Origin of the sequence: Pantoea sp. Cr_R13, from assembly GCF_029222565.1 — a bacterium.
GTDB classification, from domain to species: domain Bacteria; phylum Pseudomonadota; class Gammaproteobacteria; order Enterobacterales; family Enterobacteriaceae; genus Pantoea; species Pantoea eucalypti.
In genome coordinates this window covers 20,684-47,651 of sequence record NZ_JARHXL010000001.1, presented here as the reverse complement: position 1 = coordinate 47,651, position 26,968 = coordinate 20,684, and the positions used below count along the sequence as shown (strand labels likewise).

Below are 26,968 nucleotides of genomic sequence, written 5' to 3'. Positions count from 1 at the left end.
CGGTTAAAAGTGTTAGCTGCCTAACAGCTGAATAATCATTTCAGGTGTTTTGTTCGCCATTTTACTGACGGCAGTCTGGCCCTGCTGAATAATCTGGTTGCGAGCCAGCTGACTGGCTTCTTCTGCATAGTCCGCATCCTGTATGCGGCTGCGAGCTGCTGAGGTATCCACGCCCTGCTGCGCCAGCACATTACGGTTTGATTCGTAACGGTTAATCTTCGCGCCATAAGTCGACTGATAGCCGCTAATCTTCGCCAGCGCGCTCTCCAGCGCCTTCATGGTGCCGGAGATGTCCTGACTGTTTAGCAGCGTTGTGTTGTTCAGCCCCAGAGTTTTGGTATCTGACGGCGTAGCCGGGATGGTATCTGATTGCACTGGCTGACCATAATCTGCGCTGGTGACCACTTCCAGGGGACGACTCTCATGTGGCGGCGTTTCAGGCACACCTTTAGGTTCGGGCAGTTTTCCCCAGGTCAGATTACCTGTGAAAGAGCCATTGCCCACCACCACCACAATCAAATCTTCGTTTACAGTATCGAGCGTGATGCGCTCAAGCCGGTTACTGGTGATGGTCCCGTTGTTGAAATCACCGCTGGCGACATCTTCATAACGATCGCCATCACCGCTATACGTGATGTTCATGCCGTTATAAGTGCTGCTGTTGCTGCCCGCCAGCGCCCAGCTTGTACCGCCCTCGAGCAGTTGCGAACTGTCATATGCCGCACCGCTGCCAAAACCGTTATTGCTGGTCAGCAGGCGGGTATCTGCGGTAGCCGCATTGTTGATGCCTTTGCTGGCCCAGGTGTAATCGGGCGCACTGCCATCCAGCGGTGTACCGACCAGATGCTTACCGTCGCGGGTAAAGAGCTGGAGATCGTCATCCATACCCAGCGAGTCGATGGTGATGCTTATGGCTGTCGAGCCTGCCGGAATATAGGCCAGCGGGATCACGCCGGAGGTAAAAGAGTAATTCTTGCCTGGAACCGGGAACTTCGTGTTGATAGGGTCAACGTTACCCAGTTTCGCAGGAGGCAGATCGGGATTATTGGTCGCCAGCGGATAGCGCCCGAAAATCTCGGTGTGATCCGCGACGTCATTGATGCCTGCCAGAATCTGCTGATATGCACCGTTGACGCTCTGCCTGTCCGCGTCCGATAGCGTGCCGTTGGCTGCCTGAACTGAAAGCGTGCGGGCCTGGATCAGCAGATCGACAATGCTGCCCAGGCCACCGCTGGCGGTCTGGGAATAGCTGATAGCGTCATTGAGGCCACGCGCTACCACCGCATCGGCGTTGATATTGGCCGTCATGCGGTTGGCAATCGCCTGACCTGCCGCATCGTCTTTTGCACTGTTAATCCGCATCCCTGATGATAACCTTTCAACCGTTCGTCCCAGAACAGAGTCAGTGCTGTACCGCGTTTTGTTCGTGATGGCGGCGGGCTCGTTATGGTTGATCGTTAACATGGTCGCTTTGAACAGGGAGAGAAGTCTCTGTTTTATCGGCAGGATAATAAGCAGCTTTAATCTCTTAGACGACGAAAACGCAGGTCCGGCGCGATTAAACGGTCAACAGGCTGATGGCTAACCGTTTTTAAGATAAAAGAAACTAATGTTTTAATGGGTGCAGAAGCAGAGCCTGCTGCGCCGGAACGAAGCAGGCGAGGGCAGATCAGTTAAACACCATGCCGCCATCAATCAAAAGTGACTGACCGGTCATGTAATCAGAGTCGTGACTGGCGAGGTAGGCGACGCAGGCGGCAACATCTTCCGGTTCAGAAAGACGTCCCAGCGTAATACGTTTCGCAAATTCTTCCGTGCCGTAACCGGCGGGCTTTCCAGCTGCTTCGGAAATCTGTCTGTCGATCTCTTGCCACATTGGCGTTCTGACAATACCCGGGCAAAACGCATTCACCGTGATCCCGGCAGGCGCCAGATCACGCGCGGCGGTCTGTGTCAGGCCGCGCACGGCAAACTTGCTTGAGCTGTAAACCGCCAGCTCCGGATTACCAACGTGACCCGCCTGGGAGCAGGCGTTGATGATTTTGCCACCGTGACCTTCTGCAGCAAACGCTTTAATCGCGGCCTGCATACCCCAGATCACCCCTTTGACATTGACGTTGTAGACCTTGTCGACCACTGCTTCGGTAATTTCCGCAATTGGCGTGGAGGGCGCAATACCTGCGTTGTTAACGATGACGTCAAAACCACCCAGTGCGAGACGAGCCTCTTCGACTGCGGCCAACACCTGATCGCGCTGCGAGACATCGATCTTCAGGGCTATCGCTTTTCCGCCCAACTGGTTGATCTTGTCTGCGACCTGGCGGGCGGTCTCCTGATTGAAATCGGCCACCGCGACCGCCAGCCCATCTTTCGCCAGACGCAGGGCGATCGCTTCACCAATGCCCTGGCCTGCGCCAGTCACAAATGCCACTCTGTTTTTCATCATGATTTCCTTTTTACATGAACTTAAAGAAGCTGACTCAGATGCAGCTGGCCCATCAGTAACGGGTTGTCAGCGTAATCAACAGGCACAGCCACAACTGCAGGTCCCTGAACATCCATCGCTTTTCGCAGCGTTAGCTCCAGTTCTGCTGCACTGGTCACCGCAAAGCCCGCAGCCCCAAATGCTTCTGCGTAGGCTTTAAAATCAATCGGGCCAAAATGAACACCAGAGACGCGGTGATATTTCTTCTCTTCCTGCATCGCCACCATGTTGTAGGCGTTATCAACCCAGACGATGTGCAGAATATTGGCTTTTAACCGGACGGCGGTTTCCAGCTCCATGCTGGACTGCAGGAAGCCGCCATCACCTGAAACCGACACCACTTTGCGTTGCGGATCGACCAGCCAGGCACCAATTGCCCACGGCAGGGCCACGCCCATAGTCTGCTGACCATTGGAGATCATGATCTGGCGGGCGCGGAAGCTGTAGAGATAGCGGGCGATCCAGATGTGGAAGCTACCCATATCGACGGTGAGGCTGACATCGCTGTTAATAATGTCCTGCATGGCGCGCACGATGCGCAGCGGATGCAGGGCAAACTGATTGAGGCTGGCACCCTGCATTGCCAGTAATTTTCGTTGCTGCTGGCGATCGTCAAGAATAGAGGCAGTTTCTGCAGTCAGTTGCCGTGGCGCAGTAATACGCGCAGCCAGTTTACGCACCGTGGCCGCGATATCCCCCACCAGCTCCGCATCGGGCAGATAGCGGTTGTCGGTCTCTGCGGGTATCACGTCGATATGAATCAATGTGGCATTGCCGCTGTTCCACATCGCCGGTTCATATTCTACCGGGCTGTAGCCGATGGTAATGATCAGGTCAGCCTGTTGCAGCAGCCGGTCGCCTGCCTGGTTATTAAACAGCCCGACACGCCCGGCAAAACGTGAGAAGTGATCCTGTCTGACGGCCCCCGCTGCCTGATAGGTGCTGGTGACCGGAATATGACTCCGGGTCAGCAGCTCGTCGATGGCTTCGCTGTTCTCCGTCTGGCTCGCCATCAATCCCAGCAGGATAACCGGATTTTTAGCCCCGGCAATCGCCCTGCTGACCGCCTCGATCATCGCGTCTGGCGCGGCACCTAACACCGGACGGCCTTTACTGCTCAGCGCTTTGCCGGTCACCGGCTGATCGACAATATCCTGTGGCAGGCTGATAAAGGCACCGCCGCCGCGGCCATGTTCCGCATGGCGAAACGCATTGGACAGGCATTCAGAAAGCGCAGAAGGATCGGTCACTTCAACCGCATATTTGGTGATCGGGCGAAACATCGAAACGGTGTCCATGCTCTGATGAACCTGCTTTGCACTGTCGGAACGTTTCACCTGGCCGCCGATAGCGACCACCGGATCACCTTCGCTGGTGGCGGTAGCCATACCGGTGATCAGGTTAGAGCAGCCCGGCCCTGAGGTAACCAGCGCCACACCCGCGTTGCCGGTGAGACGGCCAACTGCGGCGGCCATAAACGCGGCGTTAGCTTCGTGGCGAACCGGTATGGTCTGAATGGATGAGTCCAGCAGCGAGTCAAAAACCTTATCGATCTTTGCGCCAGGGATGCCAAAGACATGCTGGACACCCTGTGCCTCAAGTTGCGCGACCACCAGGTCAGCGCCACAGGTCCAGAGCGTGGTATCGGTTGGAGTTTTCATCGTCATTCCTCTGATTAGCTTTCTACCGCTCGGATCGCGGCGTCAAGATTGGCGGGGTTCAGGTCGGCATTGAGAAAGTCACTGTCCTGCGGCAGATCCACGACCAGCTTGCTGATGGCACCAAAAGTCAGGGTGCCCTGTTCCAGCGCGTAATCGAGAATGTGGCCGCCGCCTTCGCGGTCGTCGGTAATAAAATGTTCGTGATAGCCCGCAACGTTAATGCCCTGCATATATTGCGGCGTGCGGAATCCAATCAGTTCCCCTGCACGCTGGCTGAAGGAAAAGGTAGGCTGATCGCCCAGCACTTCCGGCATGGATCGATACGGGCGGCACTGGCACGGCACGGTGCGGGTATCGACGCGGCTGAAACGGCCGCTGATGCGTAGCGCACAGAACTGGTTATCGGAGGTGATTTCGCTGTCGATCACCCGATGGATTTCCTCGCGTGACATCGGCCGGTCAAACTCAAACAGGTGCTGCGGCTTGAAAAAGGTCATGACCGCAAACGGGGTTTTCTGCGCCGGATCGGCCGGATGCGCGCTGCCGTCGGCGTGCAACTGATAGACTTTGCTGTCAAACGCGATCATCTCGCCATCCAGCCGGTTGAAGGTGCCCAGGCCGAAATCCCCTTTGCGCAGCAGGTCGGCAATGCGGACATTACCGTCATAGACGCCGCTCAGCAGCGCACTCATTAAAGAGGTCTGATAGATAACACTTTCTGGCGCATCATGGGAAAGCGTTAAGACAGTATGTTTTAGTTGATCCTCGCAGGAACAATCAGTTACACAATTGCTCATTTGATGCCTCGTCGATTAACCGTTAAGCCGTGTTAACCTAATGGTGAACCGATTCAGTCGGTGGGTCCAATAGCTAAACCTGTTAACTTTGAGACGTTTTTGATATGGAACTTCGCCATCTGCGTTATTTTGTTGCCGTAGCCGAGACGCTTCACTTTACCCGAGCCGCTGAATTGCTGGGAATATCGCAGCCGCCACTGAGTCAGCAGATATTGCGGCTGGAGCAGGAGATCGGCACGCCATTGTTGAAGCGGCTGACGCGCGGGGTTGAACTCACTGAAGCGGGAGAAGCGTTTCTGGCGGATGCCCGACAGATTGTGCAGCTGGCCGATCAGGCGCTGGAAAACGCGCGTGGTATTGCGCGCGGGATCAGCGGTCAGTTGTCGCTGGGATTTGCCAGCTCGGTGGCGTTTAATTCATGCATCTTCACGCTAATCCATACGTTTAAGGAACGTTATCCCGCGATGACGTTGCTGACGCGTGAAGAGAATATGGCGTTGCTGATGCAGGATTTACAGGAGGGATTACTGGATGCCGCCTTTATCCGGCTGCCGTGCGAAAGCAGCAAAGCGTTTAATCTGCGTGTCATTTCCACCGAAAAAATGCTGATTGCGCTGCCGCGTTCTCATCCCTTAAGCGGTACACCCACTGTGCCGCTTTCCGCGCTGGCGGATGAAACCCTGATCATTTTCCCGCGTGACGTCTCGCCGAGCCTGTATGAGCTGATTGTCACTGCCTGTCTGCGGGCGGGCTTTTCGCGCCACACCTTCCAGCAGGCGCCGCAAATCACCACGTCGCTGGGTATGGTTGCGGCCGGCTGCGGGATTGCGCTGGTGCCGGAGTCGATGCGTTGCGTCGATAACCCCGACGTGAGCTTCTGCGATATCGAAAACAACACGCTGTTTACCGACGTGGCCTTTGCCTGGCGTCGGCATCACCCGTCAAAAGCGGTCCTGCATCTGCTGGCAATGCTGGCAGAACTGCCTGCGCCACACTAAGAGATGGGTTGATAAGCGCCAGCTATTGTAATGAAAACAATAACCAACTGGCGGCACGTTGCGGGTATGCCAATAATCAGCACATGACTATATATCGCGTAAGAGTCGGGTTTCATAACCCGTCAGCCCTGACATTCAGGCAACTGGATGAAATTCTGGAGCCGCAGCGATTCTGGAGAACAGATTCGGCAGGCGGCCAGTTCCGCTATTTCATGGAGTATGAGTATCAGTCTGACGTGCGTGATCTTTGTTCGGTCTGCTCGCTGGCCTACAGTCAGGCCTGCAAAGTCAGAAAGTGCCCACTGATTCTGGTTGAGGTGATGAACTGAGGACATCCGGCGATTCTGCTGTTCCTGGTACAGAATCGCCGGACTTTTTTTGAACGGATTTAACGTGAATGGCGTTCCATCATCAGACTTAACGCAGCGGGCAATACCGTAAGTGTCACCAGCGTACCGCTGACCAGCCCGCCAATAATCGCCAGAGCCATCGGTCCCCAAAAAACCTGATGAGAAATAGGGATCATGCCCAGGATTGCGGCACACGCGGTCAGCACGATCGGACGCGCCCGGTGATGGGCGGCCTGCCGGATAGCTTCACCAGCGGCAAGTCCGGCGCGGCTGTTCGTATCCACTTCACTGATCATAATCACGGCGTTGCGGATGATGATTCCCGCCAGTGCAATAATTCCCAGCAGCGCCACAAACCCCAGCGGAGTACCCGCCGGCAGCATTGCGGATATGATGCCTGGCAAACCAAACGGTGCCATGCTTAGCGCCAGCAGCATGCCTGAGAAACGTTGCAGCTGAATCATCAGCAGGATCAGCATGGCGCAGATCGTCACCGGCAACAGCGCAAACACAGAACCGTTGCCTTTGTCTGATTCTGCCGCCACGCCACCTTCTTCAATACCATATCCGGCAGGCAGTGAAGCACGCAGAGCGGCGACACCTGGCGCGAGCTGTTGCGAAACCTGTTCAGCCCGCTGACCGGGTGCAATATCGGTCTGTACGGTGATGTAAGCCAGCCGCTGACGGCGCCAGATCACCGGGTCGTCCACTCCCCAGTTCAGCGTCGCGACCTGGCGCAGCGGAATTTTTTGTCCGGTGGCATTGGTAATCATCAATCCTGCCAGCAAGTCAGTGTCCTGGCGCGCCTTGTCATCGCCGCGCAGCACTACATCGATCAGGCGGTTGCGATCGCGCAGCGTGGTCACCACGCTGCCGGACATCAGCGTGTTCAGCGCGGTGGCGATCGTCTCTGATGAGAGTCCAGCCGCGCGGGCTGCTGTCTGATTTACTGCCAGCCGGATAACGCGTTCTGGCTCTCCGGCGGTGAGATTGACACCCCGGGTCAGCGGTGAGCGAGCAAGCTGTGCCGCCAGCCGATCGGCGACCTGCCGAACCTGTGCGTTGTCCGGACCGGTGATGCGATATTTCAGAGGCCAGCCAACCGGCGGCCCCAGCTCAAGCGGTGAGACGCGAGTACTGATATCGTTGAAATCTGCTGCCAGTTTTCGTTCCAGCCTGCTTCGCAGCCGATCGCGCACTGAGAGATCTTTTGCCACTACCACCAGCTGTGCGATGTTTTCATTATCCAGCAGCACTTCCATCGGCAAATAAAAGCGGATTGCACCTGAGCCAACATAGCTGGTGAAGTTCGCCACATCCCGATCATTGAGAAGCATTTTTTCAAGTTGTGCAGTACGACGCGTGGTTTCGGCCTGCGCGGCATTGGCGGGCAGCGTCAGGCTGACCAGCAATTCGGGGCGGTCTGACGCCGGGAAAAATTCACCCTGCATAAAGGTGGTGGCATAAAAGCTGACTAACAGCACCGCCATTGCCACGCCCATTGTCACCAGTCGGTTACGCAGAATCACGTCCAGAAGTCGGTGATAAGTGCGTGCAAGCACGCCCGGCGACGGGTGGGCTGTGATGTGTTTTACAGACAGCAGCCAGCAGCCGGTGAGTGGAGAAAAGATTACTGCGACCACCCACGAGCAAAGCAATGCAAGCGCGATCACCACAAACAGCGAATAGCAGTACTCTCCGGCACTGGAGGCCGCGAACCCGACCGGAATAAAACCCGCAATCATCACCAGCGTGCCTGTCAGCATTGGGAATGCGGTGGTTTTGAACGCATACGTCGCGGCCTGCCACTTACTGTCGCCTGCTTCCAGCCGCGCCACCATCGCTTCGACAGTGATCATCGCGTCATCCACCAGCAGCCCCAGCGCAATGATCAGCGCACCCAGTGAAATTCGTTGCAGGCCGATGCCCGCCAGCAACATGCCGGTAAAGGTCATTGCCAGCACCAGCGGAATGGCCGCTGCCACCACCAGACCAGCACGCAGTCCCAGCGAGACGAAAGAGACGGCTAACACGATGACTACCGCTTCGCCCAGTATCCGAACAAAGCCGCTGACCGCATTTTTCACCACGGATGACTGGTCAGCCACGCGGGTCAGGGTGATGCCGTGCGGTAACTGACTGGCCAGTGTCTGCATGCGCTGGTTAAGCTGCTTGCCGAAATCGAGCATGTTGCCGCCTGGGGCCATGGAAATCGCCAGCCCGATAGCCGGAACGCCGTTAATCCGAAACGTGGGTGCCGGGGGATCGGCAGGTTGAAGAGTGATGGTAGCCAGTTCAGTCAGCGGGATGAAACGCTCTCCGATATGCAGGGTAATCGCCCGCAGATTTTCGACCGAGGTCAGGGTGCCACTGACCCGCAGCGCAATGTTCTCGCGGTCGGTTCGCAGGCTGCCCGCGGGTACCACGTCGTTCTGCGCTTTGATGGCGTCGCTGACCTGCTTTAAATCGAGTCCCATGCCGTTTAGCTTGCGCGGGGAAAAGGCGATAACCACCTGCTGCTCCTGCACACCCAGCAGGGTGGTTTTTCCGATGTCGGGCAGGCTCGTCAGATTTCGCCGCAGGTTATCGACCCGATCGCGCAACTCTCTGGCGGTAAAACCATCAGCCGTAAAGCCATAAATTGTGCCGAAGGTGTCATCAAACTCATCGTTCACTGCCGGACCCTGCACGCCCTGAGGCAGTGAAGCGGCAACGTCTTTCATCTTTTTACGTAACTGATACCAGGTGCCAGCCACCTGAGAGGGTGGTGTGTCATCACGCAGGTTGACATATATCACCGTTTCCCCGGCGCGGGTTTCGCTCTCAACGGCGTCCAGTGATGGGATCTCCTGTACCTTCTGTTCCAGTACGTCAGTGACCAGTTGCACCATATTGTCCACGTCCGCGCCCGGCCATTGGGCCGAGATGACGGCAGTTTTGATGGTAAACGCCGGATCTTCGTTTCGTGACAGACGTTGATAGCTCAGGACACCCGCGGCCATCACCAGCAGCATGAAAAAGATGACCAGCTGCTGATGCGCCAGCGCCCAGCCAGAAAGGTTAAAGCCAGCCGTTTTTTTCATGGCGCCTCCTGCATCAGCGAGACCTTTTCGCCGGGTTGAAGGGTATTAACGCCGGCCGTCACAACGCGCTCGCCCGGTTGGATCCCGGCCGCGACGAAGATTTGCTGTGCGCTAAAGCGGGCCAGGACTATCGGGCGAAGCTGTAAGCGGGAAGCAGCATCAACGACCAGCAGCGCGGGTTTATCTGTGGTGCGGGTCAGGGCGCTGGCGGGCAGGGCGATCACCGGCGGTTGTGCATCGGGTAAGCTGATGGTGACCGTGGCACCGGGTGCCATCGATTCGGGTGGATGATTCAGCGAGATGCGCAGTCGCCAGGTGCGGGTTTGCGGATCAGCCTGCGGACTGATGTCACGCACGGTGCCACTGGCCTGCACGGTGGGATCGGCGAGCAGCGCCACCTTTAGTGGTGTCAGGTTGTCAGGACGCAAAAGCGCTGGTGTGGTCAGGTCAAACACCGCATCGCGTGCATCTCCCGCTGCCAGCGTCATGACGCTTTGTCCGGCGCTGACCACCTGACCGGGCTGAACTGTAATGGCGGTGATCCGGCCTGCGGTGGGTGCAGTGAGCTGAGTCCAGCTGAGGGTGTCCTGCGCATTTTTTAGTGCTGCTTCGCTGCTAAGACGGCGGGACTGCGCGCTTTGCCAGTCTGCCTGGGCGCTGTCCAGCTGGCTGCGAGCGATGGCACCACCGGGCATCAGCAGCCGCATTCGATGAAGATTAAGTGCGGCAACCTGTTCAGCAGCGCGGGCGCTGTCAAGATCGGCCCGCGCGCTACTGAGCTGATTACGTGACTGATCATTTTCCAGCGCGGCCAGCGGTTGTCCGGCACTGACGCGGTCGCCCAGTTCAACCGCACGACTCACGACCCGGCCATCCAGCCTGAAAGCAAGCGCGACCTCTTCATGGGCGCGGATTTCTCCGGTCAGCACTAGTGAAGCATCACTTCCGAGCGGCGGAACAATCACCGTTTTAACTGGTCGCGGCGGGGCAGCGGGCGGGGCAGAATTATTGTCCCGGCAGCCAGTCATGATGAGCACGCCAAGCAGCACAAACATGGCTGGTGCAAAGATCTGAACACTAAAAAGGTGACGCCACACCTGGCGGGCAGCATCCGGGATTAAATCAGTCATAGCCGTGTTCCTTTAATGAGTTGTGCTCATTGAACCCGGCTTGTGTCCAGAAACGTTGCATGAACCATCAAGAAATGGTCAAGCCAGAGAAATTTATCTCGCTGGCAGCGTTATCCCGATTAACAGGCCTCCATCAGCGGGTAACGTGGCGCGAATTGATCCGCCGTGCGCCTCGATGATAGCTTTGGCGATCGACAATCCCAGACCGCTGCCGCCGGAGTGGCGGGCGCGTGAGGAGTCGGCCCGGGTAAAACGATCAAAAAGTTGCGGCAGGAAGTCCGGCTCTACACCCTGACCATAATCGCGGAAAGTCAGGGTAACCGCCTGATCGTTCTGGCTGGCGGTGATGAGCAACGCGCCCCCGTCTGCCGCGTAGCGCAGCGCATTCTCACAGAGGATCGTCACCACCTGGCCCAGGCGGAACGCATCGGCATAGAGCATGATATCTTCTGGCGCGACGACGCTGATGGTCACACCTGCCTGTTCTGCCTGAGGCAGCAGCCAGCCCGTGCGCTCGCGCAGTAACTCGCCGGGATCAAACCGCTCGCGGTTCAGAACAAGCTGCCCGGCATCTGCCAGTGACAAGAGATGCAACTCATCGATCAGGCGACTGAGCTGCGTCAGTTGCTTCATGATCATCGCCAGCTGCTGCGGCTCGGCAGGGAATACGCCATCCAGGATGCCCTGCAGGCGGCCCATCGCCGCCGTCAGGGGTGAGCGAAGTTCATGTGCCATCGCCACATGCGAGGTACGCAGCTCGCGCTCGTAACGCGCCAGTTGCTGCGTCATCTGATTAAAATCTTCGGTAAAGCGCACCAGCTCCTGCGGGGCTTCTTTAACCACTGCAGCCGTTCGGCCAAACTCCCCTTTCGACACCGCGCGAGCCGCGGTCGCCAGCTGACTGAACTGCGTAGAGAGTGGGCGCGCGAAGCGAAGTGCCATAAACACCATAAAGGGGATGGTGACGACCACCAGCGCGATGACAGTAAACCAGTCCGACGAGGCCAGCGACGGATCGGAAAATTTAATCCCCCACCACTGATCAACTATCTGGTGAAACCGTGCCGGGTCGCTGGCGGGATGGTGGCGTAGCTGTGAAAACTCCTCAAGCAGCGCGGGTGGCATACGGTAATAGACCCAGAATGCCTGTATTGCGAAGCGTAGCCACATGCAGAAGGCGATCAGAATGACGCTGCCAATCGCCAGAAACATGACCCTGACGCAGATCCAGCGCCACAGTGAGTTGTAGATGTTTTTATTCATGGCTGTCTGAACCGATAGCCAACGCTGCGGACCGCTGGCAGGACGTCACAAATGCCGGCAGCCTCCAGTTTGCGGCGCAGGTTATAGACGTGCGTATCCACCACGCGCTCCAGCGCATCACTTTCTGGCAGACACTGCTCCAGCAGAAACAGGCGGGTAAACGGTCGCGTCGGGGCGCGCATCATGGTGACCAGCAGGGAGAATTCAGTGGGTGTCAGATCGAGACGGCGCGGTGTGACACTGTCGCTCTCAACCACGGCAGTAAGGGCGATAGGATCAACAGTCAGGCCCGCCCACTGCAGGATCTCAGTGACCGATGCGCTATTCTGGCTCCGGCGCAGGACCGCCTGAACGCGCGCCACGACTTCGCCCGGATGATAGGGTTTGACCACGTAATCATCTGCGCCATAGCGCAGTGCGCCAATGCGATCGGGTGCGTCGCCCATCGCCGTCACCATGATCACGGGCGTATCGTCACGACGTCGCAGCGCGGCCAGCACCTCAGTGCCGTTCATGCCAGGCAGCATGATATCCAGCAGAATCAGATCGGGTTGCCAGCGTCGGGCAACTTCCAGCCCGCCAGGCCCGTCACCGGCGAGGGTAACGTCATAATTTTCACGTTTCAGATAGGCCTCAAGGACGCCGGCCGCGTCAGCATCATCTTCAATAATCAGGATACGTTTTAGCTGCATTTCAGATCACCTTGACTGTTTCTTCATAAATCCCTGGTCATTCATTGACACTCGCCCCGCATACTCCGGCCAGTGACGCGGCCCTGAATCCCTCAGCTCCGCACCTGATGTGATAATGAGGAAACGAGATGATAACCGGAAAAATAACGCTTCACATGGTCTGTTTTTCACTGGCATTAAGCGCGGCTGCCGCGAGAGCGGATGACAGTGCCACGCCTTCGTCCAGCGTGACGGTGGGCATTGCGGGCATTAATGCACCGCGTTACAGCGGCGCAGATAAGCAGCACTGGCAGCTGACGCCGATTATTCAGGCGCGCGACGGGGCTTTCTTTCTTGATTCGCAAAAAGGGATTGGCTACGACCTGCAGGCAGATAATGGGTTGTATCTGGAACATACCCTGGGCTATGGGTTAGGCCGATCTGACCGCAATTCCTCATGGCGTGACGGTGATGACCGGCTCAGGGGCATGGGAAAGATTGACGCCACGGTAAACACGGCACTGGCGGTGGGATGGTCAGTCACACCATGGTTTGTGCTGGAGGGTAAAGCGACGCTGCCACTAAGTGACAGTCAGGGCGTGCAGTATCGGACATCCGTAACGTTGATTCCCTGGCAGACCAGCGATGATACGGTGGCACTGCAGGTGGCAGGTTTGTTTGGCGACGGACGTTACATGAACACCTGGTACGGCGTTAACCGCGAGCAAAGCGCGCGTAGCGGTTATGAACGTTATGATGCTGCGGGTGGATTTTATGGCACCGACGCCAGCCTGACCTGGAGCCATCAATTTACGCCCGCCTGGGCCGCGAGCGTGATCGGTGATTACAGCTGGCTGGATAAACATGCCTCAGATAGCCCAATCGTAGCCCGACACAATGGCGCATCGGCGACCCTGGCACTCAACTATACCTTCTGAATGACACCATGAAGAAAAACGGGATGCGCAGCCACCGTCGTTTGCTTGCTGCGCTGATTCTGTTGTATCTGCTGGTTTATGCAGTGATTGTTGTGGCGTTGAGTCTGTTCGATGCGCCGGTGCGGGGATAGGGCACTGCAGCGGCTATGAGTTGGTGTGAGGCGCAGCGAGGATTATCATCATTCAGCCGCAAGTGGGTGAGAATGCTGCAACGACCTGATGATTCTTCCTGTCTTCCTGTTCCGGCGTTGCCATTGGCATATCGAAGTGAAACAGTGAAATAAAGGGAGTCATACCCTGTGCCAGCAGTTCATCAATGACCGGGTTACAGAAGACAACAGCCTCCTGATTGACGTCGCCGATGCCATTGTTGAAAGAAAAGGAGAGGGTTGGGAAGTCAGGAAGGATTCAGGTTTATGACGCTATTGCTGACGGGGAGCCTCTGGAATTATCCAGCAAAGCGTGATCTTCTGGAGACTTAAACCCTGCGCGACCAGGGTATCTGGTGGCGCAGGTTGAGTCTTCACGATGACGTCAATGCCACTTACGAAGCAGGAGGCTGGCGTTGACGCCGCCAAAGCCGAAACCGTTCGACATGGCATAGGTCAACTCCGCCGGGCGTGCAGTTAGCGCCACCAGGTCAAGATTGCCTGCTGCGTCATCGGGATGATGAAGGTTCAGTGTCGGCGGGATAAGCTGCTGACGCAGCGCCATCAGGGTGAATATCGCCTCAACGCCGCCCGCTGCACCCAGCAGATGGCCGGTGGCAGATTTGGTTGAAGAGATCGCGACCTGTGAGTTATCGCCAAATACAGCTCGGATAGCGGCCAGCTCGCCGTGATCGCCAACCTGTGTTGAGGTTGCATGAGCATTGATGTGATGAACGTCATCTGCGCTGATACACGCCTGGCGCAGAGCGGTTCTCATTGCCCGCGCAGCGCCACTGCCATCTTCCGGACCTGCGGTAAGATGATAAGCATCGGCGCTGGTACCATAACCGATAATTTCCGCCAGTGGCGTAGCACCCCGAGCCTGGGCATGAGCCAGCGACTCAATCACCAGCAAACCAGCACCTTCGGCCATCACAAAGCCGTTTCTGTCGCGATCAAACGGACGTGATGCGTGTTGCGGATGCTCCTCATAGCCTGTGCATAGGGCACGCGCTGCCGCGAAACAGCCTAGCGTTACGCGATCCAGCGCCGCTTCGGTCCCGCCACAAATCGCAATGTCCGCTTCGCCGCTTCTGATTAACCTTGCTGCATCACCAATGGCCTGCACGCCTGCAGCACAGGCTGTAACCGGTGCGCCCAGCGGGCCGGTAAAACCGTATTTAATCGAGACATGACCGGCGGCCATATTGGCCAGAAACGAGGGGGCAGTGAAGGGCGAAAGTCTGCGCGGACCGCGCCCATCCGTGGTGCGCACGGCGTCAGCAATCGCGCCAAAACCGCCGACGCCGGAGGCAATAATGGTTGCGGTGCGTTCACGCGCGGCCTCATCTTCAGGATGCCAGCCCGCCTGAGCCAGCGCTTCTTCTGCCGCAAGCAGCGCAAATTCAATAAATCGCGACATTTTCTTACGCTCTTTCGGCGCAATGAATGACTCCGGGTCATATCCCGCCAGCGGATCTTCATCAATGCCTGGCACAAGGCCACCTACTGAAATCCCGGTGCCGGCAGTGAGTGTGTCGGGCAGTGTGCGGATACCGGACTCACCCGTCGTTAGTCGCTGCCAGACGTTGTTAACGCCACAACCTAATGGCGAAACGACGCCCGCGCCGGTAATGACGATGCGTTGTGATGAGGATGTGTGACTCATGAGGTTGCTCCCGTAAGCTGTCCGGGCAGCGATTGACATGCTGACGCGGAGAGTTGAAACGCGCCTGAAGCGCAAATAGCGAGGCCCTGCACAGGATAGTGCGATGGACGCGCGCAGAGATGGAACATCACAGGCTGAGATAAGCGGAGTAGCATCAGAATCCAGAGCGATGACAAAACAAGTTGCTATATTTGATCTGGTGACTAATTAAGTCAATAGTCACATAATGCGCAATGCTCAGGGCGCCAGGCTGCGTAATACCAGCGCTGCCAGCTGCGCAGAGGCTTCCTCAGCGTCGTCAAGACTGTACTGGAGCAATACCGGACTGGCATAAGGTTTAAGAACCCGATAGATCGCTTCTGCTGCTTCATCAGCCGGTGTTTTACGCTCAAACTCACCCGTTTCGCGCCCCAGGCGCAGTATTTGCAGAATCAGGTTAAGCAGCCGCTCTTCGTGAGCTGAAGCTGATGGCCAGCGATCGCGAGATGCCACAGCGGCAATATCGTAGAGTTTGCGTTCATGAAAAAACAATTCAGTGCCGGTGGCAGAAAGTGTGCGAAACAGCCGTCGCAGTTGTTCTGATGCCCCAGGTGCATCAACCATCGCTTCTTCGACACGCTGCATAATCATCGCCAGCCGATTGGCACATATTACTTCTCCAATCGCCTGTTTAGATTCAAAAAATTTATAGATATATGCTTTCGAAAAACCAATAGCTCTTGCGAGATCAGATACCGTCGTTTTTTCATAGCCATAATGTGCAAAGTGTTGCATGGCAGCATCGACAATCTGGTCACGAACGTTGTGCCCGGCCGGACCACGTGTCGCATTTTCTGTTACAGACTGGATCATTGTTAAAACCTGACAGAGTAAAGGTGGATGAAAACTCAGTGACCACTGTTATTAATGGTCACATGTTAGGCTGAGCTGCGGTGAAAATCTACAGTCCGGATAAGATGGAGAGAGTCGGGCACTGTTTATGCGACTCAGTACCTCATCGGTGAAAAGCCTCAAACAATCGAATCTCCTCTGGATACGCCATAGTAGTGCCAGCTAAACATCATCTTGGTTAAATGTCAGATTCAGGTTTCTTGAGTGCTTCTTTAATTGAGCTGAATTATACTGTCTGGAATGAAGGCAAATTCAGTGGTTTTTTAATGATTTACATTATTGATGGCCAGATCACCTACAATTCTGACGACTGTACCCTGACGCACATGCCTACCCAGGAAACGCTGAGTCTGAGTATTTCTTCTGGTCGTCTTTTTGAGCAGCTACTGAATTCTCAGGGAGAAGTCCTGGCACGCGAAATCCTGCTGACTGAAGTCTGGGATAAATATGGCCTGCGCGGCTCAAACAGTAATCTGAATCAGTATCTAAGTATGTTGCGCAGAGCGCTCGCCGCTTATGGCTGTGAAAATTTAATTATCACCATTCCGAAAATTGGCATCAGACTCAACACTGACATCAGCATTGAACGTGAAAGCCCACAGGCTACGGATGTGACAGATGCCCAAACGGATGAGGTGAACGCTGAAGATTCTGGTTCAGTGGAGAAAAGCCACACTGTATTAACTGAGTCTGTTAATCAGGATGTAAGTGTCAAAAAACCGCTCCTCAACTTCAGTAAGGTGATTTTTTTCATTATTATATTGGTGTTACTGGGCAGTTCTCTCTGGTATTACGCGGGGCCTGGCTTTGATGAAAAGGGTTACTCTATGAGTACCATCAAACTGGAAGGCGGCTGCGAAGCGGTGATATTGCAAGGGCTCAATGTTTTTGAGAAAAAATCACTCAATAAAGAAATTACAGAAATCCTGAAAGAAAATAATCAATCCTGTATACCGGGACGCCGTATCTATTTTGACAAAAAAACCTCACTATCGACGACTAATTATGGCAGAACGATGCTCTCTGCATGCAATCTTAACAGTAGTGGTCATATCGTTTCCTGTGACAACTTCTATTATCTGGACTGGAGAACGTCTTGAAACGAAATGCCACGCTGACAATATCACTGGCTGCACTTTTACTGGTGATTTTTACAGGATTTAAATATTTCAAATCCCGGGCTAACGATCTGCCTTTCCGCTGCTCAGCATTCAGTCGCTACGAGCTAAGCCGTCATGATGCTAGTAGAATTGAGTTTGCTGTAACACAGGATCTGCGTTTTATCGATTCTGATACAGGATATCTGTTATTAAATGGTCAGGTTACAGTTGATGATAAGATTACAGAACTTAATCGGCGTATTGCGTTAAGTCAGGGCCGGAAAATAGACAGTGATACATACCGTTATAAAATCACAAAGATGATCACTTCTACGAATGATTCAACGCCAGGCGATGTCTTTAATATTTTGCTGGCTGAGATTACACTTGACCCCAATTATTTACAGCTGGACTTCACTCGGCTAAATGGGAATACCTATCTTATAAGTGGTCCCCTTTCAAGTTTATTTACCTGCCAGCGGTATTAAACCAGTCAGTTTTTAGTTGAAATTATACCCGTAAGACAGAATGCTCTTACGGGTGTTTTTCTGATGCCATTTTTCAGGCGCAACGTAAATCCCCCGTTGGCAATGAATATAGGCGTTCAGCTGAGCGTTATTTTAGTTTTTAAAATCCCTTTTGCCAGAGTATTGATAATACGGGTGACATGCATTTTGCCATCAAGACTTCAATGCGAGGAAAAAACGGAGCTTACCAAAATAGAGAGTGCAGAACTTACACTATATACACCTGCAGGTAAGATAGGGTGCTGGGTGCAAAATCTTTTTTTAGAGCTTTAACCTATATTGAAGTATTAAAATAGAATAAAAACCTAATTATTTGATTGTGGTGGATTTAAATGTCAATTTTGGGCGCGGTGTGTCCTAATTAAGCCTGACGGATGTGTTGTTATTTTATCAATACAGGACTTCACAATGATGGCTGAAAACTTTTATTCTCAATTTTGGCTATATCTCAACGCTGTAAGGCTTTTTTGTATGCCTGATATGACGAATCGATAACCTGTATGCTCAGGTGATTATGATTTCCTGAGAAATCGACAACGCTATCATTTACTTCGTTAAAATTCTGACGTTTGCTTTTGTCTGCTAATTTACAAGCATTTAAGTGGTGTAATGATATTTACTGATTTTTTTACTAATCACTAACCTTGTGTTAGTCAGATTGAGTTAATTATTATGTTTAGAGTAACCGAAAATCATGAGCGGGTCATTGATGCATTAGCCGGATATACCCAGGCTGCAAATCCAGATGAGATTTCGCGTGGGAAGCGTCGCTATCATCTTACTAAAGATAATCTACGCCGAATTATGTTCATTCTTGATGGTGATTTCTTACTCAAGTTAAAGGGCGATCATAAGGTGTTGAATGTCTTATCGGCTCCCTTTGTTGTCGGTGTTACGCCATCACTCGATGAACCTCCCGTTTATCTGGAAAGGATTGATTATGGAAAAGTCAGTTTTATTGATTACGATCTATTCTGGCAACTGATCTTCGAGAAAGACCTTTTCAATGACGCTATGTCTATTTTATCTGGCCAATATTCTGACCTGATGAACTATATACAGTTATCTAAAAATAATTCCTATGATGAAGTGGTTTCCTTAATCCGGCATTGGGAAAAGCTACCACCGCACCTTAAAAAACGATTTTCAGCACTTTGTCTGATTCAAAGTAGTTCACATCTTTCAAAAAGCTCAATTTGCAGAGTGCTGAAAGAATTGAAAGAGAAAGGTGAGCTCACCCTGGTTAATGGCAAGTTTACCTGATTATTTTAATATCTGAGATGCTTAAGGAAAAAATGGATTTTAAAGTTGTTTGTACAAATGAAAACTACTTCTTTCGGTTGGGCATCTCAAAAATAATTGAGGAGGCATTACTATCTGATTCATCTGTGGAGTTTTTACGAACTGACAGTTCACAAAGTTTAGGCCTGGCCGATTTTATACTCATTAATGCTGCTCAGTGGCGTCTTTATATGTGTCAGCCGGCCTACCGTGCTCGAAAGCCCGGTAGCATTATAATAGTGTTCACTGACGATGTTGAAGACATCACCCTTGAGCAACTTCCTGTATGCTATCGCTCTATTATTATTATTTCGCGCAATGATTCCATTCGGGATATTCATGAGAAAATCATTCGCTTCTGGGTCGGTAGTCAGGGAAACAGACAAGGTTTTCTACCGTCAGATTGCGCAGGTTGTGTTTTTGCACGTGTGACGATAGTCCAGTTGCAGGTGCTGAGTTTTTTAAAAAAAGGGTATAATGTCGGGCAAATAGCTAAGCATCTTAATCTTTCAGTTAAAACTGTTTACACACATAAGTATAATGTAATGAAAAAGTTTTCACTCAACGGTGACAGACAGTTTAACGCATTTATCAATGATCTTTCTTTGTTTGAGCTTTATAAAGGAATTATTGATACCCCAGAATCTTAATCGACAAGGTCTCTTTTTGATGTGGTTCAGTTGTTCTTTTTTGTCGGGTGAGGGGAGTGACAACCTTATGACATCGTTAAGAAAGAGTTTAACGAGCAGATGCTATCGTTATAAACATTCATACACGTTTCAGGATGCTGAGAATACCTAAACAACTTCATTTTTTCGAATAACAAAAAGTATGTGAAAATTAACCTGTTTATTAAGAATGTGCCTGAAATTAATGTTGAGAGAGTTAAATGGAAGTCGCCAATAAAATAGCAATCTGTTTTCTGATGCTGGCTACCGTGCAAATGAGTGGCTGCACGTCTAACAATGCTGAACCACAGCGCCTGACAATGCGTAATCCTGCCAGCGAGTGGTGTCTTCAGCGTGGTGGGAAACTGGTGCAGGAGGCATCATCCAGCGGCAGTGCGCTCTATTGTGTTTTGCCATCAGGAGAAAAGATTGAGCAGTGGGCATTATTTCATCGTGATCAATCGAAATAGTTCCTGGATTATTCGATAGCCAAAATGATGATGCTTAACTGTGTTGTATTATAAATGGTTTTGCCTGGTTTTGTCGTGAGTACTCATCACTGTTCAATCCGTTATTCACTCACTTTCCTTTACAACTGGACTGATTAACCTTTCTGGCCTCATTCCTGTCACAGGACATGAGGCTAAATTTTTTATTAAGTGCAGGCGTTGAAAATAACTGCTTTTATGAGTTGTTTTACAGGTTGTGCAATTAAAAATCTAAAAAATTACCGGAAGACACACCCTGCTTCCTGTTTCTGGACGCACTTTTCTACAGGTCTCTTACGTTATTATCCTGACTTTTTATGGTGTTTTTTCGTTGAAAGAAAAGGTGTGTTTATAATTTATTTCTGCACATATTAATTTCTGGATGCTAAAAATATCGGATGATGGAAGTTTTCTTAATTTATTAAGATAAAAAGATTTATTCATAGTGCTATCCGGAATTAGTTTAACTGTTCTTTTTACGAGCAGCACTTGCGTAATCCCAAATCAGATTAAACAGGTAAGCATAGACCAGAAAAAACAGCACCAGCCCGCATTCCAGTTTCAGCGCTGCGAGTAGCGAAATATTCAGCCACCATGCTGCAAAAGGTATCAGCACCACTAACAGTCCAGCCTCAAACAAAACAGCATGGAGGCATCTCATTCGCCAGTCTTTTTTAAATCCTGTTCGTAGCTGGATGCTGTCAAACATCAGATTGAAGAGGTAGTTCCATCCCATTGCAAGCGTTGATGAGACGATCGTCAACAGTGCCGATTGTGCGGGGGCAGCAGAGGCCCAAATCATCAGGATAATGAAGACAAGCACATTGGCAGCAACTTCGAAAACAACCGCGTGCAGCACTCTCTCTTTGGTGGTGCGCACCGGGGATAAATAGTGTTCCAAAGCAAACTCTCATTGATTAGTCAGGCACCGTAATGAGTGCAGGAAAAATGCAGGATTATCCTGCCATCAGTATTTGAATGCTAAAAAGGTTCTGCAGGGTGCCCGTTTTCGGTTTCAGAGCAACTATGTTGCTTCGGCTTTTGTTTCGGCATGACTGCGTTCCATATTCGATGTGATGATAACAACTCTTAAGCGGGGTAAACTATTAAAATGCCAAATGAATCCTAAATAGATTTATATTTTAATTTTTATAAAAATGTCAGGTTTAAGGGCTATTTAACAGCGGTGTCAATCTTTCTGAAACATTCATTGAGTACCCGAACCACGGTTGTCAGCCCAACCCCTGCCCTTAGGGCAACGTCTTTCAGTGCCATGTCTGCTCCTTTGAGGTAAACACCTCAAAACATCATGCGGTGAGTTTAAAACGCCGCGTTATCCTGCTGGTTCAGCCTTCTGCTGGACTATGACGGAGTTCAAAAATGAATAAAAAGCAACGTGTTGCCCTGTTGGGATGTGGCTTTATTGGCGAAGTTCATGCCACGAATCTTCGGGCGCATCCTGAGGGTGACCTGGTTTGGGTGGCCGATGCAGAACCTGCACGCGCTGACGCGTTCGCGACGCGCTTTTCGACCCGTGCAGCACCCGTGACTGAGGCGATCAATGATGCAGAGATCGATATGGTGTTAATCGCCAGCGCAACGCCGACTCATGCCGATTTGCTGGAAACCGCCGCCCGTGCCGGTAAAGCAATCTACTGTGAAAAACCGATCGATCTCTCTCTTGAGCGTGCACGCTCAGCTGTGGCTAATGTCCTCCCTTACAACGTACCCGTCACTGTGGGGTTTAATCGCCGTTTCGATGTCAGTCATCAGCAGCTTAAACAGCAACTCCGCCTGGAGCGGATTGGGCCGGCAGAACTGATACAAATGGTCTGCCGCTCCTCAGCCATGCCGCCGCTGAGCTATCTGAAAGCTTCAGGTGGCCAGATGCGCGATCAGGCTATCCACTTTTTTGACCTGCTGCGCTGGCTGAATGAAGAGGAAGTCACGGAGGTTGCCGTTATGGGGGCAGCGCTGGCGTTACCCGCGATCAGCGAATTTGAAGATGTGGATACCAGCACGTTGCTATTGCGGCTGCACGGCGGGGCGCTGGCACAGCTGGACAATGCTCGCCGCACCGGTTATGGCTACGATGAACGTATCAGTGTGATGGGACCGCTCGGGATGCTCGAATCGGCTTCTCAGCCACAGCGGGGAGTCAGCTGCTATCAGGGTGCGCAGATTCTGCAGCCGGGGCTGCTACCTGACTAGTTTAGCCGGGTGCAGCCCACTTACTATCTATGCCCATCTGGATGCGTTTATCCGCTCGCTGAATGGTGAGCAGATTGACGATCTGCCAAACCTTGAGGATGGTCTGAAAGCACAGGCCATTGCGGAAGCCGCCGTAATTTCGCTGGCAGAAGGGCGCTTTTGCCAGGTGGAAAAACTGCGGATTTGATCACGCACGGCAGGCTGATAAAAAATAATTTTATTTTTATCGAATAGAAACCGGCGCTGAGGTGTTTACCGTACAGCGCCGCGATAGCGGACTGCATCCGGCGGGCTTTATCGCCTGCCTCACAGACCCGATAAGGATAAATTATGACAACGCGTTCTGGTATTTCTCTGCTTGCTGTTCCGGCTCTATTGCTGATGCTGCACTCTCCGCTGAGTATGGCGATGGGTGATAATGACAGTGATAAAAAAACGCCCGACTGTCCAAAAGGTCAGGTTTATGACAGTCATACTAAAAGCTGTGTGCCCGAAAAAACCAGCAAGTTGAGTGACGATGATAAAACGCGCTACGCCTATCATCTGGCAAAAAAGGGCGAATATCAGGCGGCGCTGAACCTGCTGGATACACTGAAAAATCAGGATACGCGTGAAGCGTGGAACTACCGTGGTTATGCCACCCGCAAGCTGGGGCGTACCGATGAGGGTATTGGCTATTATCAGCGCGCCATTGCGCTTGATCCTCGTTACGCTAAAGTGCGTGAATATCTGGGCGAAGCCTGGATGATTAAAGGGCGCCCCGATCTGGCTCGCGAACAGTTAAAAACCATTGCCGGAATTTGTGGTACAGATTGCGAGGAGTACCGCGATCTGCAAGCCGCGATCAATGGCCATCCTGAGGTCTGATGCGGCAGGGAGGAGCGAAAAATCACTCACAGTGACATCCGTCAGCACCTTGCGGAACATCTGACGCGGCTCTGGCGTTATGGCTATGTGTTGTCACACAACCGTGACATGGCAGAAGAGCTGGTACAGTCAACCTGCGTGCGCGCGCTGGAACGCAGCGCGCAGTTCATGCCGGGTACGCGTATTGATCGATGGCTGTTTTCCATCCTCCATTCCATCTGGGTTAGCGATTTACGCGCACGAAAAGTGCGGCAGGGGCAGGGATTTGTGGATCCCGATGCGCTGCTGGCCGCGGATAATCACGCCACCAGCGACGACAATCGCCATTTCCAGCGCATTATGCAACACGTCAACGCCTTACCCGAGGCACAGCGAAATGCGCTGTTTCTGGTTTACGTGGAAGGACTCACCTATCAGGAGGCAGCAGAGACGCTGGCTGTCCCGGTTGGCACCATTATGAGCCGTCTGGCCGCCGCACGCGCCACGCTAGCCAGACAGCCGGCGACCACGCCCTCACCGCAGGAGAAACGGAGATGAACAGGGAAACTTTTACGCCGCCGTGGCGCGATGAGGCGATTGTCGCCTGGCTGGATGGTGAGATGACGCCGCGAGAAGCTGCGCAGTTTGAACAGGCGATGGATGAGGATGCTGAACTGGTGGAGCGGGTTGCGCATTTTCAGCACACCAGTCTCGATTTTAAACAGGCTTTTTCGCCGCTACTCGAACAGGCACCACAGGCCAGAATGGCCCAGCGCCTGGCGACCATTCCGGCACCCGAGGCGGCACCCGAGTATAGTCGTCGCGCGCTTATTGCCGCATCGGTCAGCTTTTTACTGGTGGGCAGCGGCATCGGTTTTCTGGCAAGACCCTCAGATGATGCGAAGGATGAAAGTCAGAATATCCGCGATCTGGAGGCGCGATATATGTCGCTTTACAGTGCTGAAACGCTGGCCGATACCCCCAATGACGCCGCAATGCTGCAGAGAGGTCTCGACCGTACACGGCTGGATTTAGGATTGGAGCTGCACCCGCAGCAACTTCGCCTGCCAGGCGCTGAACTGAAAATGGTGCGGATCCTGCGTTACGAACGAACGTCGATTGCACAGATCGCCTGGCTGCATGCTGATTATGGTCCGATGGCGCTCTGTATCTCGCCTGCACCACAGGATTCGAACCCGATTACTCAGGAACAGCGCCACGGCATGCAGCTGGCCTGGTGGAAGCGCGGTGGCTATCAGTATGTTCTGATAGGGCGTAATCCCTCTGCTCAGTTGGCTGCCATCGCTAAAGCATTGGTGACCACGCTCAGTTAAAAAAACCTGTCCCTGAGCGTTTGCTTCAACAGCGATTATCTGGCCTGTGCGGCAATTATCAGCGCAATGTTTACCCGATCATCAACCACTCCAACCAATCGATCCATTCCAAAGGCAGAGCGGGAAATAGCAGTGGAGGCATGCAGCGCCAGAGAGCGTGACGCCGGATCAATTGTTTTACCACTGTCCAATGAGGCCTGCATTACCACTGACCGGCTGACATTTTTAACCGTTAGCACGCCAAAAATACGGTAGTTACCCTCACCCAGTGAGGCAACACGACTGCTCACGAAGTGAATCTGCGGGTAACGCTCAGCATCAAAAAACAGATCGCTTTTCAATTGCCAGGTCAACAGACTGTTCGATGCCACCAGTGTGCCCACTGGAATATTCACTTCGATACGATCGTCATGGTCTTCATCCGGATTAAGTGTCACCGTGCCAGTCACACCCTGTAGTCTGGCTTGCGAAAAATCGTGACCAAAGGCACGCCATGAGAGGCCAATCGATGTTTTATCAGGTGTTATGGTATAGGTTACTGGCGCGGCGTAAAGTAACGGACTGAGCAGGGCGAACAGTGTGCATAAACAGGCGACACGCATCATCACAATTTTCTCTTTTTAGGCAGACCAGACGTTAACGCCTCAAACCACGATCTTATTCACTTTTTTTAGCACTGTTTTCACCCTTCAGGTACAGGTAATCTGACAAATATTAACTGACTGTCATCTTAGTTTTACCAAAGTGTAATAATTATTGTTAGGGCTGAACATTAATAACGAACAATATTAAGAATACATTAAGACGCTTTTATCGGCGGATGTTTTCGGTGAAATTAACAGGATACTGATTTGGTCAGGAGTCGTCTGGCGTGTCAGTCTGTATTTATTTCATAAAATCATTTGGTTAGATTGAGTTCCGTGTGTTGCCTCTCTGGTGAAGGTTTCTGATCTGAGAAGTGGCAGCGCTTGCTACCTTAAACAGAACATCAATAAATCAAAAATTGAGAGCTGAGTCATTATTATTAACTTAAATGTGAACTTTTTCGTAAAACCCTAACTCACTCTTCTTTGATTTTATTGCAATGAACACTATTCATTTAATGTTCAGTTAAGTTTCATACGTTAGTTTGTATTAGCAGTCCGGTAACCTCAATTCCAGAACGGGAAAATAAGGTGTCGATAACGCCATAACCGGATGTTGATATTTCGCTATTTCAATTCTTTTGCCGGCGTTGTGTCTGACTAACAATGCGCGACAGCTAATGAGTTTGATCTGCAGGAGTTTTAGCATGGATTTTTTGCCATTTTCCCGCCCTTCATTTGGTGATGAAGAGCTGGCTGCTGTTAAAGCGGTATTTGACTCTGGGTGGATAACAACAGGCGCTAAATGCGCGGAACTGGAGCAGGCTTTTGTACAACTGACTGGCAACCAGCACGCCATTGCTGTGAGTTCTGCCACCGCGGGGATGCATGTAACGCTGATGGCGATGGGAATCGGGCCTGGCGATGAGGTCATTACGCCGTCCATGACCTGGGTCTCCACTCTGAACCTGATCACGCTGCTGGGCGCCACGCCGGTGATGATTGATGTCGACCCTGACAACCTGATGGTGACGCCGGAACTCATAGCTCAGGCGATTACCTCACGTACCCGCGCGATTATTCCGGTGCATTACGCCGGTGCTCCCGCCGATCTCACGCCAATCTATCAGCTTGCTGAGCCGCATGGCATCGCCATTATTGAAGATGCGGCTCACGCGGTGGGCACGACTTATCACGAAAAGCCGATCGGGCATCGCGGCACAGCTATTTTCTCTTTCCACGCCATCAAGAATATCACCTGTGCGGAAGGCGGCCTGGTGGTGACCGATGACGCTGCTCTCGCCGATCGTATTCGCAGTCTCAAGTTTCATGGCCTGGCGGTTGATGCTTTTGATCGCCAGACCCAGGGGCGTCTGCCACAGGCAGAAGTGATGATGCCGGGCTTTAAATATAATCTGCCTGATATCAGCGCAGCCATTGCGCTGGTGCAGTTACAGAAGCTACCCGGTTTTATTGCTCGCCGCCGTGAGATAGCTGAGCGCTATCTGGAAGCGCTGCACACGCTGCCGTTCACGCCACTGTCACTGCCTGTCTGGCCACATCAGCACGCGTGGCACCTGTTCATTATTCGCATTGATGAGCAGCGCTGCGGTCTGACGCGTGATGCCTTTATGCAGGCACTGAAGTCGCGGGATATAGGCAGCGGATTGCATTTTCGTGCGGCGCATACCCACAAATATTATCGCGAGCACTATCCCGATTTACGTTTACCTGCCAGTGAACTGAATAGCCAGCAGATGTGTTCGATTCCGTTGTTTCCGTCAATGACGGATCAGGATGTCGGGCGTGTGATTCAGGCTTTACATGACATTGCCGGAGCCTGA

Annotated in this window: 25 protein-coding genes and 2 pseudogenes; 14 read left to right on the top strand and 13 right to left on the bottom strand. The window is 52.6% G+C overall.

Annotation, left to right across the window (positions count from 1 at the left end):
- Positions 1–12 precede the first annotated feature (12 nt).
- The 4 genes from P2R09_RS00220 to budA form a co-directional block, all read right to left on the bottom strand.
- Positions 13–1,464 carry a flagellin gene (locus P2R09_RS00220; protein ID WP_275765828.1) on the bottom strand — a complete coding sequence of 484 codons (1,452 nt, stop codon included), beginning with the start codon at positions 1,462–1,464 and terminating at the stop codon, positions 13–15.
- A 205-nt stretch (positions 1,465–1,669) separates the two neighbouring features.
- Positions 1,670–2,443: a (S)-acetoin forming diacetyl reductase gene (locus P2R09_RS00215; RefSeq protein ID WP_275766037.1), complete on the bottom strand. Its 774-nt coding sequence runs from the start codon at positions 2,441–2,443 to the stop codon at positions 1,670–1,672.
- A 23-nt stretch (positions 2,444–2,466) separates the two neighbouring features.
- Positions 2,467–4,146 carry an acetolactate synthase AlsS gene (alsS, locus tag P2R09_RS00210; protein ID WP_275765826.1) on the bottom strand — a complete coding sequence of 560 codons (1,680 nt, stop codon included), beginning with the start codon at positions 4,144–4,146 and terminating at the stop codon, positions 2,467–2,469.
- A gap of 14 nt (positions 4,147–4,160) precedes the next feature.
- Positions 4,161–4,943, bottom strand: coding sequence for an acetolactate decarboxylase (budA, locus tag P2R09_RS00205; RefSeq protein ID WP_090967126.1), 783 nt, complete (start codon positions 4,941–4,943; stop codon positions 4,161–4,163).
- Between the two features lie 104 nt (positions 4,944–5,047).
- Here budA and P2R09_RS00200 point away from each other — a divergent pair, with 104 nt between their 5' ends.
- Both P2R09_RS00200 and P2R09_RS00195 read left to right on the top strand, forming a co-directional pair.
- Complete coding sequence (locus tag P2R09_RS00200) at positions 5,048–5,941, top strand: LysR family transcriptional regulator (protein ID WP_275765821.1); 894 nt, start codon at positions 5,048–5,050, stop codon at positions 5,939–5,941.
- Positions 5,942–6,024: 83 nt separating this feature from the next.
- Complete coding sequence (locus P2R09_RS00195; RefSeq protein WP_003850587.1) at positions 6,025–6,270, top strand: hypothetical protein; 246 nt, start codon at positions 6,025–6,027, stop codon at positions 6,268–6,270.
- Between the two features lie 59 nt (positions 6,271–6,329).
- Here the strand turns inward: P2R09_RS00195 and P2R09_RS00190 are convergent, their stop codons facing one another.
- The 4 genes from P2R09_RS00190 to P2R09_RS00175 form a co-directional block, all read right to left on the bottom strand.
- Positions 6,330–9,374: an efflux RND transporter permease subunit gene (locus tag P2R09_RS00190; protein ID WP_275765816.1), complete on the bottom strand. Its 3,045-nt coding sequence runs from the start codon at positions 9,372–9,374 to the stop codon at positions 6,330–6,332.
- A complete protein-coding gene (locus P2R09_RS00185) occupies positions 9,371–10,504 on the bottom strand; it encodes an efflux RND transporter periplasmic adaptor subunit (RefSeq protein WP_275765813.1) in 1,134 nt (377 codons plus the stop codon). Before P2R09_RS00185 ends, P2R09_RS00190 begins: the two co-directional genes overlap by 4 nt.
- A gap of 93 nt (positions 10,505–10,597) precedes the next feature.
- Entirely contained in the window at positions 10,598–11,767 is a 1,170-nt protein-coding gene (locus P2R09_RS00180; protein WP_275765810.1) for an ATP-binding protein, read from the bottom strand.
- Positions 11,764–12,459, bottom strand: a complete 696-nt coding sequence (locus tag P2R09_RS00175; RefSeq protein WP_275765808.1) for a response regulator — start codon at positions 12,457–12,459, stop codon at positions 11,764–11,766. Before P2R09_RS00175 ends, P2R09_RS00180 begins: the two co-directional genes overlap by 4 nt.
- Positions 12,460–12,587: 128 nt before the next feature.
- Between P2R09_RS00175 and P2R09_RS00170 the strand changes: the two genes are divergently transcribed.
- Positions 12,588–13,376: a MipA/OmpV family protein gene (locus P2R09_RS00170; RefSeq protein ID WP_275765806.1), complete on the top strand. Its 789-nt coding sequence runs from the start codon at positions 12,588–12,590 to the stop codon at positions 13,374–13,376.
- 8 nt (positions 13,377–13,384) lie between these two features.
- Entirely contained in the window at positions 13,385–13,507 is a 123-nt protein-coding gene (locus P2R09_RS00165) for a hypothetical protein (RefSeq protein WP_003850579.1), read from the top strand.
- Between the two features lie 121 nt (positions 13,508–13,628).
- Here the strand turns inward: P2R09_RS00165 and P2R09_RS00160 are convergent.
- The 3 genes and pseudogenes from P2R09_RS00160 to P2R09_RS00150 form a co-directional block, all read right to left on the bottom strand.
- Positions 13,629–13,742 (bottom strand): annotated as a pseudogene (locus P2R09_RS00160) (family 1 glycosylhydrolase); the annotation flags it as partial.
- Between the two features lie 168 nt (positions 13,743–13,910).
- Positions 13,911–15,194, bottom strand: coding sequence for a beta-ketoacyl-ACP synthase II (gene fabF / locus P2R09_RS00155; RefSeq protein ID WP_275765803.1), 1,284 nt, complete (start codon positions 15,192–15,194; stop codon positions 13,911–13,913).
- A 237-nt stretch (positions 15,195–15,431) separates the two neighbouring features.
- Complete coding sequence (locus P2R09_RS00150) at positions 15,432–16,046, bottom strand: TetR/AcrR family transcriptional regulator (protein WP_039661988.1); 615 nt, start codon at positions 16,044–16,046, stop codon at positions 15,432–15,434.
- A gap of 239 nt (positions 16,047–16,285) precedes the next feature.
- Here P2R09_RS00150 and P2R09_RS00145 point away from each other — a divergent pair, with 239 nt between their 5' ends.
- The 5 genes from P2R09_RS00145 (at position 16,286) to P2R09_RS00125 (ending at position 20,131) form a co-directional block, all read left to right on the top strand.
- On the top strand, positions 16,286–17,185 hold the full coding sequence (locus P2R09_RS00145) for a winged helix-turn-helix domain-containing protein (protein WP_275765796.1): 900 nt from the start codon (positions 16,286–16,288) through the stop codon (positions 17,183–17,185).
- On the top strand, positions 17,182–17,673 hold the full coding sequence (locus P2R09_RS00140) for a FidL-like protein (RefSeq protein ID WP_275765793.1): 492 nt from the start codon (positions 17,182–17,184) through the stop codon (positions 17,671–17,673). The genes P2R09_RS00145 and P2R09_RS00140 overlap by 4 nt, the downstream gene beginning before the upstream one ends.
- A gap of 711 nt (positions 17,674–18,384) precedes the next feature.
- Positions 18,385–18,975, top strand: coding sequence for a helix-turn-helix domain-containing protein (locus P2R09_RS00135; RefSeq protein WP_275765791.1), 591 nt, complete (start codon positions 18,385–18,387; stop codon positions 18,973–18,975).
- 32 nt (positions 18,976–19,007) lie between these two features.
- Positions 19,008–19,643, top strand: a complete 636-nt coding sequence (locus P2R09_RS00130; RefSeq protein ID WP_275765788.1) for a LuxR family transcriptional regulator — start codon at positions 19,008–19,010, stop codon at positions 19,641–19,643.
- A 239-nt stretch (positions 19,644–19,882) separates the two neighbouring features.
- Positions 19,883–20,131, top strand: coding sequence for a DUF333 domain-containing protein (locus tag P2R09_RS00125; RefSeq protein ID WP_275765785.1), 249 nt, complete (start codon positions 19,883–19,885; stop codon positions 20,129–20,131).
- 481 nt (positions 20,132–20,612) lie between these two features.
- Here the strand turns inward: P2R09_RS00125 and P2R09_RS00120 are convergent, their stop codons facing one another.
- Entirely contained in the window at positions 20,613–21,050 is a 438-nt protein-coding gene (locus tag P2R09_RS00120) for a PACE efflux transporter (protein ID WP_275765782.1), read from the bottom strand.
- 479 nt (positions 21,051–21,529) lie between these two features.
- Here P2R09_RS00120 and P2R09_RS00115 point away from each other — a divergent pair.
- From P2R09_RS00115 to P2R09_RS00100, 4 genes and pseudogenes are all read left to right on the top strand, one after another.
- Positions 21,530–22,547 (top strand): annotated as a pseudogene (locus P2R09_RS00115) (Gfo/Idh/MocA family oxidoreductase).
- A 143-nt stretch (positions 22,548–22,690) separates the two neighbouring features.
- Positions 22,691–23,227 (top strand): tetratricopeptide repeat protein, encoded by a 537-nt coding sequence (locus tag P2R09_RS00110; RefSeq protein WP_003850566.1) that lies wholly within the window; start codon positions 22,691–22,693, stop codon positions 23,225–23,227.
- A 36-nt stretch (positions 23,228–23,263) separates the two neighbouring features.
- Positions 23,264–23,764 carry a sigma-70 family RNA polymerase sigma factor gene (locus P2R09_RS00105; RefSeq protein ID WP_275766035.1) on the top strand — a complete coding sequence of 167 codons (501 nt, stop codon included), beginning with the start codon at positions 23,264–23,266 and terminating at the stop codon, positions 23,762–23,764.
- Positions 23,761–24,540, top strand: a complete 780-nt coding sequence (locus P2R09_RS00100; protein WP_275765776.1) for a hypothetical protein — start codon at positions 23,761–23,763, stop codon at positions 24,538–24,540. Before P2R09_RS00105 ends, P2R09_RS00100 begins: the two co-directional genes overlap by 4 nt.
- A gap of 35 nt (positions 24,541–24,575) precedes the next feature.
- Here P2R09_RS00100 and P2R09_RS00095 read toward each other — a convergent pair whose 3' ends face one another.
- Entirely contained in the window at positions 24,576–25,145 is a 570-nt protein-coding gene (locus P2R09_RS00095) for a YceI family protein (protein WP_275766033.1), read from the bottom strand.
- 686 nt (positions 25,146–25,831) lie between these two features.
- Between P2R09_RS00095 and arnB the strand changes: the two genes are divergently transcribed.
- Positions 25,832–26,968: a UDP-4-amino-4-deoxy-L-arabinose aminotransferase gene (gene arnB, locus P2R09_RS00090; protein ID WP_275765773.1), complete on the top strand. Its 1,137-nt coding sequence runs from the start codon at positions 25,832–25,834 to the stop codon at positions 26,966–26,968.